Source organism: Herbihabitans rhizosphaerae (genome assembly GCF_004216555.1).
Lineage (GTDB): Bacteria > Actinomycetota > Actinomycetes > Mycobacteriales > Pseudonocardiaceae > Herbihabitans > Herbihabitans rhizosphaerae.
The window spans coordinates 37,164-51,627 of the sequence record NZ_SGWQ01000010.1 but is presented as its reverse complement, the minus strand read 5'-3'; the positions used below and the strand labels follow the sequence as shown (position 1 = coordinate 51,627).

Annotated in this window: 13 protein-coding genes; 7 read left to right on the top strand and 6 right to left on the bottom strand. The window is 69.4% G+C overall.

All coding sequences use genetic code 11. The features are described 5' to 3' along the window. Positions 1–111: 111 nt before the first annotated feature. Positions 112–2,637, top strand: a complete 2,526-nt coding sequence (locus EV193_RS25155) for a glycosyltransferase (protein ID WP_242613655.1) — start codon at positions 112–114, stop codon at positions 2,635–2,637. Then, positions 2,630–3,709, top strand: a complete 1,080-nt coding sequence (locus tag EV193_RS25150; protein ID WP_130347135.1) for a glycosyltransferase family 4 protein — start codon at positions 2,630–2,632, stop codon at positions 3,707–3,709. The genes EV193_RS25155 and EV193_RS25150 overlap by 8 nt, the downstream gene beginning before the upstream one ends. A gap of 322 nt (positions 3,710–4,031) precedes the next feature. Here the strand turns inward: EV193_RS25150 and EV193_RS25145 are convergent, their stop codons facing one another. Continuing rightward, positions 4,032–4,748, bottom strand: a complete 717-nt coding sequence (locus EV193_RS25145) for a tyrosine-protein phosphatase (RefSeq protein WP_242613654.1) — start codon at positions 4,746–4,748, stop codon at positions 4,032–4,034. 38 nt (positions 4,749–4,786) lie between these two features. Then, a complete protein-coding gene (locus tag EV193_RS25140; RefSeq protein ID WP_130347131.1) occupies positions 4,787–5,161 on the bottom strand; it encodes a cupin domain-containing protein in 375 nt (124 codons plus the stop codon). Between the two features lie 80 nt (positions 5,162–5,241). Here EV193_RS25140 and EV193_RS25135 point away from each other — a divergent pair, with 80 nt between their 5' ends. Both EV193_RS25135 and EV193_RS25130 read left to right on the top strand, forming a co-directional pair. Further along, on the top strand, positions 5,242–5,694 hold the full coding sequence (locus EV193_RS25135; protein ID WP_130347129.1) for a MarR family winged helix-turn-helix transcriptional regulator: 453 nt from the start codon (positions 5,242–5,244) through the stop codon (positions 5,692–5,694). Between the two features lie 49 nt (positions 5,695–5,743). After that, a complete protein-coding gene (locus EV193_RS25130; RefSeq protein ID WP_130347127.1) occupies positions 5,744–6,727 on the top strand; it encodes a zinc-binding dehydrogenase in 984 nt (327 codons plus the stop codon). On the opposite strand, the gene EV193_RS25125 is transcribed toward EV193_RS25130, so the two are convergent. Then, positions 6,728–7,906 carry an HNH endonuclease signature motif containing protein gene (locus EV193_RS25125; protein WP_130347125.1) on the bottom strand — a complete coding sequence of 393 codons (1,179 nt, stop codon included), beginning with the start codon at positions 7,904–7,906 and terminating at the stop codon, positions 6,728–6,730. It abuts the gene before it with no gap. 328 nt (positions 7,907–8,234) lie between these two features. On the opposite strand from EV193_RS25125, the gene EV193_RS25120 reads away from it, so the two are divergent. Further along, entirely contained in the window at positions 8,235–8,654 is a 420-nt protein-coding gene (locus EV193_RS25120; protein WP_130347123.1) for a hypothetical protein, read from the top strand. A 129-nt stretch (positions 8,655–8,783) separates the two neighbouring features. On the opposite strand, the gene EV193_RS25115 is transcribed toward EV193_RS25120, so the two are convergent. From EV193_RS25115 to rfbB, 3 genes are read right to left on the bottom strand one after another with little or no spacing between them, the layout of a single operon-like run. Further along, positions 8,784–9,212 carry a PPOX class F420-dependent oxidoreductase gene (locus EV193_RS25115; protein ID WP_130347121.1) on the bottom strand — a complete coding sequence of 143 codons (429 nt, stop codon included), beginning with the start codon at positions 9,210–9,212 and terminating at the stop codon, positions 8,784–8,786. 33 nt (positions 9,213–9,245) lie between these two features. After that, positions 9,246–10,169: a dTDP-4-dehydrorhamnose reductase gene (gene rfbD / locus EV193_RS25110; protein WP_130347119.1), complete on the bottom strand. Its 924-nt coding sequence runs from the start codon at positions 10,167–10,169 to the stop codon at positions 9,246–9,248. Positions 10,170–10,190: 21 nt separating this feature from the next. Further along, entirely contained in the window at positions 10,191–11,174 is a 984-nt protein-coding gene (rfbB, locus tag EV193_RS25105; RefSeq protein ID WP_130347117.1) for a dTDP-glucose 4,6-dehydratase, read from the bottom strand. A gap of 203 nt (positions 11,175–11,377) precedes the next feature. Between rfbB and EV193_RS25100 the strand changes: the two genes are divergently transcribed. Together EV193_RS25100 and EV193_RS25095 are read left to right on the top strand one after the other, a co-directional pair. Next, the gene (locus tag EV193_RS25100; RefSeq protein WP_130347115.1) at positions 11,378–12,961 is read left to right on the top strand and encodes an LCP family protein; all 1,584 of its coding nucleotides are present in this window, start codon (positions 11,378–11,380) and stop codon (positions 12,959–12,961) included. Positions 12,962–13,040: 79 nt separating this feature from the next. Beyond that, the gene (locus EV193_RS25095) at positions 13,041–14,441 is read left to right on the top strand and encodes an LCP family protein (RefSeq protein ID WP_242613653.1); all 1,401 of its coding nucleotides are present in this window, start codon (positions 13,041–13,043) and stop codon (positions 14,439–14,441) included. Positions 14,442–14,464: the final 23 nt, after the last annotated feature.

Genomic DNA, 14,464 nt, shown 5'->3' with positions numbered 1-14,464 from the left:
GGCGGGCGCGTAAGGATCTGTTCAGGATTGGCGGAACCGGTCGCGGCGCGGTCGGACTCGGCCGGGCCGCATATCATGGCCGACGGTGCGGGAGGTCTGGAAGGAGCCAGGGTGGTCGAGGGGGCGGTTCTGCCGACGGTGTCGGTGATCGTGGTGAACTACCGCGGCGCGGACGACACCGTGACGTGCCTGCGCGCGCTGCGCGAGGAGCTGGACTATCCGCACGAGTCGCTCGAGCTGATCGTCGTGGACAACGGCGGTGACGACGCGGAGCGACTGCGCGCCGAGCCGGGCATCAAGCTGATCGAGTCGCCGGAGAACCTGGGCTTCGCCGGCGGCTGCAATCTCGGTGCGCGCGCGGCCACCGGCTCGGTGCTGGCCTTCCTGAACAACGACGCGCGCCCGCACCGCGACTGGGCGCGCGCGGCCGTGCGGGTGCTGCGCGCCGAGCCGACCGTCGCCGCGGTCGCCAGCAAGGTGCTGGACTGGGACGGCGAGCGCGTCGACTTCGTGGACGGCGGGCTGACCTGGTTCGGCATGGGCTACAAGCGCCACGCCGGCCAGCCGCTGTCCGAGGTGGATCCCGAGCGGCACGAGGCGCCGAAGGACGTGCTGTTCGGCACCGGGTCGGCGATGTTCGTGCGCGCCTCGGTCTTCGACGAGCTTGGCGGGTTCGACGAGCGGTTCTTCATGTTCTACGAGGATGTGGACCTCGGCTGGCGGCTGAACCTGCGCGGCTGGCGGGTGCGCTACGAGCCGTCCTCGGTCGCCTATCACCGCCACCACGCCTCGATGTCCACTGTGGACACCCCGGACGGCGCACGCGAGCTGTACCTGTTGGAGCGCAACGCTTTGGCGGCGTTGTACAAGAATCTCTCCGACGAGACGCTGGCCCGCGCGCTGCCCGCCGCACTCGCGCTGACCGTGCGCCGCGCGACCGCCCGCGGCGAGATCGACCCGACCCAGTTGGAGATCACCCGCCGAGGCGAGACGCCCGACGACCCGAACGTGGCGATCCCGAGGACCGCGCTCGCCGGGGTGCTGGCGATCGACCAGTTCGTCGAACTGCTGCCCTCGCTCGCGGCCTCGCGCGCCACCGAGCAGGCCGCGCGAAGGCGCACCGACGCGGACCTGGTTCCGTTGCTGCGCAAGGCGATGGAGCCTGCGTACCCGCTGCCGCGCTACCTCGCCGCGCACGACATTCTGGTCGAGGCGTTCGGCTTGGAGGAGGCGTTCGGCGGGCGGCGCAAGATCCTGGTGATCACCGGTGACGCGTTGGCCGAGCGGATGGCCGGCCCGGCGATCAGGGCGTGGAACATGGCCGACGTACTGGCCGGCGAGCACGACGTGCGGCTGGTCACGGTGAACCCGGTGTGCGCGCCGCCGGAGGCCGCTTTCCCTGTCCTGCAAGCGAAACCGCGCGAACTGAAAACGCACGCGGACTGGGCCGACGTGGTGGTGCTGCAGGGTCACGCGCTGGAGATGGCACAGGGTCTGAAAAAGGACGACTCCACGAAGATCGTGGTGTGCGACATGTACGACCCGATGCACCTCGAGCTGCTGGAACAGGGCAAGGACTCCACCGACGAGCAGCGGGCGCTCGATCTCGTCGGTGTCACCAAGGTGCTCAACGCGCAGCTCGACCGGGGCGACTTCTTCCTGTGCGCCTCCGAACGGCAACGGCACTTCTGGCTCGGCCACCTCGCCGCGCTCGGCCGGCTCACGCCTTCCTTGTACGACAACGATCCCACCGTCCGCTCGCTGCTCGCGACCGTGCCGTTCGGGCTGCCGGGCAAGCCGCCGCAACGCACCGCGCCGGCGATCAAGGGCGTCACGGCCGCCGAGTCGGACAAGGTGATCCTGTGGGCCGGCGGGGTGTACTCCTGGTTCGATCCGCTGACCCTGGTGCGCGCGATGGGCGTGCTCGCCGAGGGCCACGACGACGCGAAGCTGATGTTCCTCGGCATGAAGCACCCCAATCCCGAGGTGCCCGAGATGGACATCGGCGCGCGCACCCGTGCCCTGTCCGCGCAGTTGGGGCTGACCGGCGAGCACGTGTTCTTCAACGAGACGTGGGTGCCCTACTCGGAGCGGCAGAACTGGTTGCTGGACGCGGACTGCGGGGTCACGACGCACTACGAGCACGTGGAGACGACGTTCGCGTTCCGCACGCGGGTGCTCGACTACCTGTGGGCCGGGCTGCCGATCGTGACCACGGACGGCGATTCGTTCGCCGACCTGGTGCGCACCGAGCGGCTCGGCGTCGTGGTGCCTTCGGAGGACCCGCGCGCGCTCGCCTCCGCGCTGGAACGGGTGCTCTACGACGCCGAGTACGCGCAGGGCTGCCGGGAGCGGATCGCGGTCGTGCGGGAGCGGTTCACCTGGGACACGGTGCTCGCGCCGCTGGCCGAGTTCTGCCGCGATCCCCGTCCGGCCGCCGACCGCCTGCCGGGCGCGGACGACCTGGTGCTCAACGATCCGCTGCGCCCGCGCGAGGTGGTGCGACGGGATCTCTCGCTGGTGCGCGAGTACCTGGACCTGGGCGGGCCGGCCGAACTGGCGCGGCGCGCGGCCGGTCGGGTGCGCCGAGTCGGCGGCGAGCTGGCGCGGCGCCGCAAGGGGAACCGGGATGGCTAAGGGGCGACTGCGGGTTCTGGTGGACGGCACACCGTTACTCGGCGCGCGCACCGGGATCGGCCGCTACACCTCGGCGCTGACCGAGCAGCTCGCCTCGATGTCCACAGTGGACATTCGAGCGGTGGCGTTCACGTTGCGCGGCTGGCGAAAGCTGCGCACCGTGCTGCCGCACGACGTGACGGCGCGCGGCATGCCGGTGTCCGCGCGACTGCTGCGCAAGTGCTGGCTGCGCGCGCCGTTCCCGCCGATCGAGCTGTTCGCCGGGTTCACCGATGTCGTGCACGGCACCAACTTCGTGCTGCCGCCGGCGATGCGCGCGGCCGGTGTGCTGACCGTCCACGACCTGGCCTTCTTCGACGCGCCGGAGGAGCTGTCGCCCGGCGACGCCGAGTTGCCCGAGCTGGTGGCGCGCTCGGCCGCGCGGGCGTCCATCGTGCTCACCCCGACCAAGGCGGTCGCCGAGCGGGTGGCCGAGCGGCTGAACGTGCCCGAGGACAAGATCGCCGTGACCCCGCTGGGCGTCGACCCGGCGTGGTTCACCGCGCGCCCGCCCGGCGACGACCTGCGCGCCAAGATCGGCGTGCCGTCGGAGTATCTGCTGTTCGTCGGCGCCGCCGGCCCGCGCAAGTCGCTGGACTGGCTGCGCAAGGCGCACGAGGCGAGCCCGGAACTGCCGCCGCTGGTGCTCGCCGGTCCCGGCCACGAGGGCGGCGATCGCGTGATCGCCACCGGCTACCTGCCCGACGTGGACCTGCGCAATGTGGTGGCTGGCGCGTCGGCGCTGGTGTTGCCGTCGCGTGACGAGGGCTTCGGGCTGCCCGTGCTGGAGGCGCTGGCCTGCGACGTTCCGGTGGTCTGCACGGACGTGCCGGCACTGCGGGAGACCTCGGGCGGGCACGCCACGCTGGTGCCCTACGGCGACGTGGAGGCGCTGCGCACGGCGCTGGCGGCGGCGCTCGCCGAGCCGGCCACCCCGGCGGCGCTCACCTCGCGGCGGGCGCACGTCGGCTCGTTCACCTGGCGGCGGTGCGCCGAGCTGACCGTGGACGCCTACCGGCAGGCCCTCTCCTGATTCGCCATGCGGGGCGGGTCATCGTGCGTACCATGAGCGGATGGCCAACAAGCCAGGGCCGCCTGGGCGTGACGAGATCACCGGCGACGTGACCGGCGAGCTGGACAGCATGGACTCGCTCGCCGCCCAACTGCGCGCGCAGCCGCCGACCGAGCAGGCCCGCTCGTTCAACGACGACCTCGCCGAGAGCGGCTACGTGCCCGAGCCGCCGCCCGGCCCCGCGCTCGGCGCGCCGGAGCCGGAGTCCACTTCGGACAGGCCGGCTCGCAAACGCAAGCGGACAAGGACTCCGGGGACGGCGACTCGTTCTTCGACGAGCCGATTATGGGCTGACGAGCCGGTGCCGCAGCGCCGCGAGCTGTGGTTCGGTCAGGCCCGCGTCGGCGAGATAGTGCGGCACGTCCAGCGAGTCCACGATGGCCATCATCTCCGCGTGCGCGTTGGTCCCGCGCTCGGCGAGCGTGGACGCGATCACCTGTGACGGGTCCTCGATGCCGAGCACGGAGAACAGCGTGACCAGCCGCTCGTCGCTGAGCCGGTAGTCGGTCGCGATGTCGTCGGCGGAGACACCGGCGAAGGCCAGCAGCAGCGCCGAGATCAGCCCGGTGCGGTCCCGGCCGCCGGCGCAGTGGATGAGGACGCCGCCCTGCTCCGCGTCCGCGATCGCGCCGATGATCCGGGCGACCGTGGCCGGGTAGCGCTTGAGGAACGGCCGGTAGTACAGCGGAGTCGCGCTGAGCGCCTGCCACTCGTCCCAGAATTCGGTGTCGCTGAGGTCGTCCAGCGGCAGGTGCAGCCTGCGCACCTGGTCCGGGCTCTGCGCGATCGCCGGATTGCGCTCCAGTTCGTCGTCCCCGCGCAGGTCGATCACGGTGCGCACGCCGTGGTCGACCAGCGCGGCCCAGCCCGCGTCGGTGACCCGCGTCAGCGCCTCCGTGCGGACCACGGCGCCCTTGCGCACCGTGCGCCCGTCCTTGGTCGGCAGGCCGCCGAGGTCGCGCGCGTTGACGAGACCGTCGATATTCAGATGTCTATCCACTCCCATGTCCGGTGGACGCGCCGGGCGTGCGCGGGTTGCTAGGAGACCCACGGTGGAGTGATGCGCGTGCCGTCGGCCAGCACGCCCTCCAGGCCGACGCTGGTGCTGACCCAGGCGGTCGCCGTGGTCGGGCCGAGGTTGTCGACCCGCAACGTGGCGCCCGCCGGGACGAGCACGGCGTCACCCTTGATCACCGTGTGAGTGACACCCTCCACGGTGACGCGCAGTTCGCCGTCGAGCAGATAGAGCACCTCCTCGCGCGTCACGCTGTGCGCCACCCCCGTGGTATCGGGTTTGATGTCGAGCCGCCACGCGCACAGCTCACCGCTGCCCGTGCGCGGCGCGACGTAGGAGGTGAAGGTGGCGCCGTGCATCTCGTGGACCTCGGCGTCACCGGCGTGTACTACTGACATTTCGTTGCACTCCTTCATACTTAGTCAAGCCACTTGACTACATAGTCAAGCACCTTGCCCACCTGTGTCAAACTTCTTCGATGAGCACGGCAGACACCCAGGCGCTGGAACTGAGCGCGCTCGTCCTCGGCGCGGCGAACACACTGGTCGACGGAATCCACTCCGGAGTGGTGGCGCGCGGGTTCGACGACCTGCGCCCGGCGCACGGGTTCGCGTTCGCCAGACTCGCCCCGGACGGCGCGACCGTCGGGGAACTCGCGGAGCACCTCGGTGTGACCAAACAGGCCGCCAGCCAACTCGTCGAGGAACTGGTCGGAAAGGGCTACGTCGAGCGCCAACCCCACCCGTTCGACGCGCGAGCCCGGTTGGTGGTCCTCACCGAACAAGGGTCGGCCTGCACCCGCGCAGCCGACGCGGCCGCGGCCGATGTCGTGCGGCCGTGGCTGAACCAGTTGGGCGCCAAGCGAATGCGCGCCTTGCGAGACGATCTGGCAAAGATCGCGGCACGGGGACACCTGCGCCCGACCTGGTGACCGTGATCACCATTGACCTCCAGATTACTAGAGGTTTTAGCCTGACGTCATGCACGCCATCCGACAGCACGCCTTCGGGCCCGCTGAGAACCTGGTATTCGAAGAGGTCGCCGATCCGCACGCGGGTCCCGGCCAGGTACGCATCGCGGTTTCGGCCGCGGGCGTGCACCTGCTCGACACGTCGATCAGGTCGGGCAACCTCGGCGGGCCGTTCCCGCTTCCCGAGCTGCCGATGACCCCGGGCCGCGAGGTCGCCGGCGTGGTGGACGAGATCGGCGACGGAGTGGACAAGTCGTGGCTGGGCAAGCGCGTCGTCGCGCACCTCGGCCAGGCCAGCGGAGGTTACGCGGAACTGGCCGTGCGCGAAGTGGAGAACGTGCACGAGCTACCCGACGAGGTGGCAGACGACGTGGCCGTCGCGATGATCGGCACCGGCCGGACCACGCTCGCCGTGCTCGAACTGGCCGAGCTGACCGAAAACGACGTCGCCCTCGTGACAGCCGCCGCCGGCGGAATCGGAAACCTCCTGGTACAAGAGGGCCGCAACGTCGGAGCCACGGTCATCGGTGTCGCCGGCGGCCCGTCCAAGGTGGACCGCGTACGAGCCCTCCGCGCCGACGTCGCGGTCGACTACACGCAGACCGACTGGCCCGACCAGGTGCGCACCGCCCTGGACGGCCGAACCGTGACGGTCGTTTTCGACAGCGTCGGCGGCACCGCAGGACGCGCGGCACTCGACCTCCTCGGCCCCGGCGGCCGGCTGATCATGTTCGGCTACTCCTCCGGCGAGCCCACGCCCTTCACCCAGGACGACGTGTGGGCCAAGGGAATGACGGCCTCAGTGGCGGTCGGCGCCCGCATCATGAACCGCCCCGGCGGCCTGCGCGGCCTGGAAATCGATGCCCTCGCGGCAGTGGCATCCGGCCGCTTCACACCGGTGAGCGCCAGCACCTTCCCACTCGCCGAAGCAGCCGCCGCGCACACTGCCCTCGAGAGCCGCGCCACCGTCGGAAAGGTCGTGCTCAAACCCTGATCACGCGGCGATGTGCATCGTGTTGCGAATCGCCTTGCGCTGCGGATCGACCCACGCTGGCGGGATGTAGTACGGGATCCCGTTCTGCATGATGATTTCCCAGTCTTGTTGGTGAATGATCGTGTGGTGGTATCGGCAGAGCAAGGTCATGAGTTCTGCCGAGGTTATTCCGCCGTCGATCCAGTGGATGATGTGGTGTGCGTCGGTCCATTCTGGTGGCCGATCGCACCCAGGAAATGAGCAGCCCTTATCGCGGGCGATGAGTGCGGCGCGAATGGTGGCTGTGACGGTTCGTTGTTCGCGTCCGACATCGAGTGGTTGGCCTTCGCTGTTCAACACGATGGGTGTGATGCCCGCGTCGCAGGCGATCTGCCGAATGGTTTGGGGTGTGATCATCGCACCGAAGTCACCATGGCCGAGGCCGATCTGGTCGCGGAGTTGTTCGTAGGAAATCGTGATGGCGAGGTGCGGTCGCCGTCCGCCGTCTTGCGGCAGGGTGTCGGAGTTGAGGATGCGGTGCGCCAACTCAACGAGCGCGTCGGCCCACCTGCGTGTAGCGGATCGGTCGTCGTCTTTGCCGGCGGGTTTCGCCAGTGGTGACAGTGCTGCCTTGAGGACTTCGGCGCATTCGGGTGAGAGTCGTCCGCGCAGCAGGATGGTGCCGTCGATGTCTTCGACCATGGAGAATTCCATGCGCTTACGGGCCTGTTGTTCTTCCAGGACAACTTGTTCGGGTTGCAGGTGGGCGCGGGTTCGGGTGGCGAGCTTGCCGAGTTTGACGGGGTCGAAGTGTTCGGCTTCCTCCACGAGGAGTTGCTCGACCTCGGCATGGTGCTCGGCGGGAAGTGTGTCGAGGGTGGTGCGCACGATCTGCACGTGGTCGCGGCTGATCGCCCCAGCGGCGAGAGCTTGCGCCGCCACGGGTAGCTGTGCCTCGATGGGTTGCCCGGTGAGCGTGGTGGAGCCGAACAACGCGTTGGCGTCGGCTACTCGCCTGCGTGCGTCGGCGGGTGTGATCTGCACGGTGTCCCGCAGGAACGATGCCGTGGAGTAGGCGCCCATTTCTTTGGCGATGCCTTGCTCATGGATTTCGTGGACGAGTTGAAGTCGCTCGTATTCGAGTTGTCGAATGTGGGTTTCGCGAGCCCGGAGCTCGTCGATTAGTTGTTGTCCCCTCATACCTCGATTCTACCGAAAAAGGTCCACCACTATGGGGTGAACAATGGGAGCAAGGTGGCGGCGCGGTACGGGCAAAAGGCAGGCGGAGCCTGCCCGTAGCGCCTGCGGTTAGGGCCGATCGAGGCTCACAAGTCCAGGGCGAGCGAAGCGAGTCGCGAAGCGACGCCGAAGGCGCCCTTGACTTGTGAGTATCGGCCCGCACAATACCGCGCCGCCACACCCCCAGTGCCACCCAGGAGCCACCCCCACGCCGATGCACAGCGCGGAATTCGCGCGCACCCAGATCACAACGGCGTCGGGTATCACGTCGAGGGATGACCGGCTCCCCGTGGACCGACCCGCGTACCTCTGGCGCCCGGACGGCCTGCCCGCTGACGCCAGAATCAGAGCGGACGCGATCAGCAGGCCATGGGTGGCCGGAACGGTGGAGAGCGACACGGCGCCGACCGCGACAATCGCGCGGTGGAACCTGCAGACCGGCGCAGTCGACACGCTCGACCCACAGGGCAGCCTGTCGGTCAAGATCAACGGTCGCGGCTGGATCACCTGGACAACCGACTACGCGACGAAGGCGTGGCTGCTCGCCGACGGCAAGACCGTCGAACTGCCGCTGCCCGGCGGCGACTACCGCTACACCGTCTCCTCGGTCAACGCCGACGGCACGCTGATCGGCGGCTCCGCCATCCCGGGAGACCGACAGGAGATCGTGCCGCTGTCCTGGTGTGCGGCTGACCTGATGCGCACCTGATGGCCGTCCACTGTGGACGGCCATCGGGGTGGAACTCGCGGTGCCTGAGCGCGGGACTCGCCGGTGCACAGCGCAGGACTCGCCGGTGCAGGGCGCGGAACTCGCCGGTGCACAGCGCGGGACTCGCGATCAGCCGGCGCGACGACGGCGGCTCTGGGGCCCGACGTGGGCGATCACCTTCCGCGGTGTCACCCGGACGACGACCCGCGTCTCCGCCGGACGCTCGCCGAACGGTTCACCCATGTACGCCTGCGACAGCTCGTTGATCAGCTCCGGACCGCCCTCCTCGGTCAGCTCCACCGCGCCGCGCACCTCGACGTAGAAGTACGGGTCCTCCGGATCGAACGCCAGCAGCGTCACCCGCGGATCGCGCACCAGGTTCAGGTACTTGCGCCGCCCGTGGATCGTGGAGATCAAGATCTGCTCGCCGTCCAGTCGCGCCCACACCACGCTGGACTGCGGCGCACCGTCCGGGTTGATCGTGGTCATCGACACGAACACCGGCGCGGAGAACAGTGGCCGCGCCTCCGGCGGCAGCACCTCGCTGACTTCACTCATGCCGGCAATGGTGCCACTACCCGAGACACCGTCTCATTTGGTGAACGCGTCACCCTGTTCGGCGAACGCCTCCGCCAACGCCTCTCGCCACGGCCGCAGCGGGGTCAGCCCGGCCTTGCGCCACGAGGCGTCGGCGAGCACCGAGTACGCGGGCCGCTCGGCCGGCCGGGGGAAGTCCTCGGTACGCACCGGCCGCACCCGCTCGGGATCGGTACCCAACTCGGTGAAGATCGCCCGCGCGAAGGCGAACCGGGACGCCTCGCCGGCGCCGGTGCAGTGCAGCACGTGCTGCTCCGGCCCGTTCCCGGCGACCACGGCGGCGCACAGCTCGAACACGCCGGCCGCGAAGTCCCGCGTCCACGTCGGACTGCCGATCTGGTCGTCCACCACGGAGATGGTGTCCCGCTCGCGCTCCAGCCGCGCCATCGTCTTCACGAAGTTGTACCCGGCGGCGCCGTACAGCCACGCCGTGCGCACCACCCAGGCCCGCGCGCCGGAGCCCAGCACGGCGTCCTCACCGGCGAGCTTGGTGAGGCCGTACACCGACTTCGGGCCGACCTTGTCGTCGGTCTCGTATGGGTGCTTCGCGTCGCCCCGGACGTCGCCAGAGAACACGTAGTCGGTGGACACGTGCACCAGCGGCACGTCCCGGGACGCGCACACCGCGGCGAGCACCCTCGGCCCGTCCCCGTTCACCGCGAACGCCTGCGCCTGCTCGGTTTCCGCGTCGTCCACGGCGGTGAACGAGGCCGCGTTCAGCACGATCGGCGGCACACCGGCCGCCTTCGCGCCGGCCACCAGCGTGGTCACCGCCTCGAGCACGGCGCCCGGCTGGGTGATGTCGAGCTCCCGGCGGCCGGGCGCGGTCACCCGCACGCCGTCCGGTGCGGTCGCCACGAGCTCCCGTCCGAGCTGGCCGTGTCCGCCAGGAACCAGTACCGCGAATCCCGCTGTCAACAACTCTCCTCTAACGCGCGATCAGTGCGCGTCGCGCTTCTTGAGAGGCTCCCACCAGCCGCGGTTGTCGCGATACCAGCTGACCGTGTCGGCGAGCCCTTCGTCGAACCCGACCCTGGGACGGTACCCGAGCTCACGCGAGATCTTGGTGATATCCACCGAGTACCGGCGGTCGTGACCCTTGCGGTCCTCGACCGGCTCGATCATCTCCTCGCCGGCGCCGACCGCCGCGAGCAGGCGGGAGGTCAGCTCCCGGTTGCTCAACTCGGTGCCGCCGCCGATGTTGTACACCTCGCCCGGCCGGCCGCCGTCGGCCACGAGGTGGATGCCGTGGCAGTGGTCGTCCACGTGCAGCCAGTCGCGCACGTTCAGCCCGTCGCCGTAGAGCGGCACCTTCTTGCCGTCCAGCAGGTTCGTCACGAACAGCGGGATGACCTTCTCCGGGAACTGGTACGGCCCGTAGTTGTTCGAGCAGCGCGTGATGCACACGTTCAGCCCGTAGGTGCGGTGGAACGAACGCGCCAGCAGGTCGGAGGAGGCCTTGGACGCCGAGTACGGCGAGTTCGGCAGCAGCGGGTGGTCCTCCGGCCAGGCGCCCTCGTCGATCGAGCCGTACACCTCGTCGGTGGACACGTGCACGAACTTGCTCACGCCCGCGTCCAGCGCGCCCTGCAGCAGGGTCTGCGTGCCGAGCACGTTGGTCAGCACGAAGTCGGCCGAGCCGGCGATCGAGCGGTCCACATGCGACTCGGCCGCGAAGTGCACGACCAGGTCGACCCCGGACATCACCTCCGTGACCGCACCCGGATCGCAGATGTCGCCGCGCACGAACCGCAGCCGGGGGCTGTCGGCCACCGGGTCCAGGTTCGCCTCGTTGCCGGCGTAGGTCAGCTTGTCCAGGACCACGACCTCGGCATCGGCCAAGCTCGGGTACGCCCCGGTCAACGCCTGTCGCACGTAGTGCGACCCGATGAACCCGGCGCCACCGGTCACCAGTACCCGCATTGTGTCCCCTCCTTGGTTCGATCGTCACCGAAATCGTTCACGACCGGACGGTTCCCTGGCTACCCGTAGCAACCTCGATAGGGGGTCATTACGTGTTACGGACGAGAAGGCCGGGACTCCGAGATCACAGTAACCTGGCATCGGGATCGGGGTGGTGAGCGCGCGGCGGGGGCCGCGGGCGCACCGAACGGGGAGGAGGATCCGTGAGCGAGCGATCGCTCGAGGGGCCGCCAGAGCGAAGACGGCCGAGGCGGCTCGGGCGTACCGCGTTCTACAGCGGCAAGGTCGTTCTGATTTTGGTGTCGGCGCTGGTGCTCGGTGCGGTCGGGTACGGCTGGGCCACGCTCGGTGACATCAACGAGGGCATCGTCACCACGGACGTGATCGACGAGCGCGTCGCGGCGCAGCCGAGGCCGCTGGACGGTGCGATCGACATCCTGCTGGTCGGCATGGACAGTCGCACCGACGCGTTCGGCAACCCGTTGCCGCGCGAGGTGCTCGACATGCTGCACGCCGGTGAGAGCGACGGCGAGCGCAACACCGACACCATGATCCTGGTGCACATCCCCACCGACGGCCGGCGCGCGGTCGCGTTCTCCTTCCCGCGCGACGCGTGGGTGGAGCTGGCGGGTGGCTACGGCAAGCACCGGCTCAACTCCGCGTTCGCCTACGCCTACAACGCCACCGCGCGGGAGCTCGGCCAGCAGAACAAGGGCGACGCCAAGGAGATCGACAAGCAGGCCACGGTCGCCGGCCGCAAGAACCTGATCGCCACGATCGAGAAGCTGATCGGCGAGGCGGTGAAGATCGACCGGTACGCCGAGGTCAACCTGGCCAGCTTCTACGAGATCACCAAGGCGCTCGGGGGCGTCGAGGTGTGTCTGAACGCGCCGGTGAAGGAGATCAAGTCGGGCGCGAACTTCCCGGCCGGCAAGCAGACCGTCGATGGTGCGGCAGCGTTGTCGTTCGTGCGGCAGCGGCACGATCTGCCCAACAACGATCTGGACCGGATCGTGCGCCAGCAGGTGTTCCTCGGCGCGCTGGCCAACAAAGTGCTGTCGGCGAACACCCTCACCGACTACACGAAGATGAACGAGCTGATCGCCGCGGTGAAGAAGTCGGTGGTGCTGTCGACCGGCTGGGACATCACCACGTTCGCCGAGCAGATGCGCGGGCTGTCCAGTGGTGCGATCGAGTTCCGCACGATCCCGACCCAGGGGCCGGCCAGGATCGGCGGCGCGGACGTGATCAGAGTCGACCCGAACCAGGTGCGCGATTTCATCGGCGGCCTGGCCACCGACGATCGCAAGTCCACGCCGAGTTCCTCGCCGGTCGAGCCGAGCGGATCGCCGACCGCCCCGCCGAGTCCACTGGGGACGGTCGACCTGCGCAACGCGAACGGTGACGCGAACCTGCCGCTGAACGTGCAGGATGTGTTGGCGGGCAAGGGTTTCCGGCGTGGAACGGTGACACCGACGGCGGGCGGGCTGCCCAGCGGCCTGCGGTACGCGCCCGGGCAGGAGCAGCTCGCCAGACAGGTGACCGACGCGCTCGGCGTCCGGCTGATCGCCGAACCGGACCCGAGGATCGTGCCCGGCACGGTGCTGGTCACGCTGGGCAGGGACTTCCCGCGCAACGGGTTCGGCACCAGGCCGAGCAACCCGCCGCCGGTGTCCCTGCCGCTGGCCTCGCCCGGCGCGTCCACGACCAGCACCCGGCCCACCGTGCCGGACAGCGCGTCACCCACACCTCGGATCGACGCGGACGGCGTGACCTGCGTCAACTGATTCCGCGTTGGCTGAACCCGCGTCCGCCCGGCACGGCGATTGACTAGCCTGTCAAGGTGGGAGTGGGAAGGGGATGCCGGTGAGCGACGAGGAGACTCCGCCGGACCGTCCGTCCCCCAAACCGAGGGGGGAGACGGTCGTGTTCGGCACGGCCGCGTCACGCACGGTCAGCGATGGGGACGCCGGCGAGCCCGAGCGCGAACCGGCGAAAACCAAGCCGGAAGGCCCGAGCCGCGGGCTGGTGTTCGCGCGCGTGATGGTGGCGCTGCTGTCCGCGGCCGCGCTGGTCGCCACCGGTGCCGCGTGGGCCGGGGTGGACTGGTTCCAGGGCAAGGTGAACACCACCGACGTGCTCGCCGACGCGCACAACGCGCCGGGCGCGCCGCCCGCCGAGGACGGCGCGAACGACATCTTGGTCGTCGGCAACGACACGCGCACCGACATGCAGGGCAACCCGCTGTCGCTGGAGATCCTCAAGCAGCTGCGCACCGAGATGAGTGGCGGGATCAACACCGACACGATCATCCTGCTGCGAATTCCGCACAACGGCGGCAAGAGCTACGCGATGTCCTTCCCGCGTGACACCTACCTGGACATCCCCGGCTACCGCGAGGACAAGATCAACGCGGCGTACGGCGTGACCAAGACCCGCGTCGCCCAGCAGCTCGGCGACAAGGGTGAACGCAATCAGGCCAAGATCGAGCAGGAGTCGGACAAGGCCGGCCGCTCGGTGCTGGTGCAAACCGTGCAGAACCTGACCGGCGTGCGCGTGGATCACTACGCGGAGATCAGTCTGTACGGGTTCTACCTGCTGTCCGAGGCGATCGGCGGCGTCGAGGTGTGCTTGAAGCACGCGACGTCGGACCCCGATTCCGGCGCGGACTTCCGCGCCGGCCGGCAGCGCGTCGCCGGTGGTGCCGCGTTGTCGTACGTGCGCCAGCGGGCGCTGCCGCGTGGCGACCTCGACCGGATCGTGCGGCAGCAGACGTTCCTGTCCTCGGCGATGCAGCAAGTCTTGTCCAGCGGAACACTGACCAACGGCGGCAAGCTCGGCGCCCTCGCCGACGCGCTGAACAAGTCGGTGGTGACCGATCCGGGATTGAAGATCCTGGAGCTGGTCGGGCAGGCGAGCGCGATCTCCTCGGGCAACGTCGACTTCGTGACGATCCCGGTCACCGACATCAACGCGCGCAACGATCGTGGTCAGAGCATCGTCACCGTGGACAAGGATGCGGTGCGCCGGTTCGCGGCATCACTGGTGAGTGGTGGCCCGGTGGCGAAGCCGACCATTCCGGTGCACGGCGCGCCGCCGCCGAGGACGACCACCACGAAGCCGACGCCGACCACCACGCGCCCGACGAGCCGAACGACCACGACCACCCGCCGCCCGACCACCGAGACCCCACCCGGCTTCACCGGTGACGGGCTGCTGGAGCTGAACCGGCTCGCCGCCCAGCCGGCGCCGCCGTGCGTGGACTGATTTCCCTTACGTGCCAAGGAGTT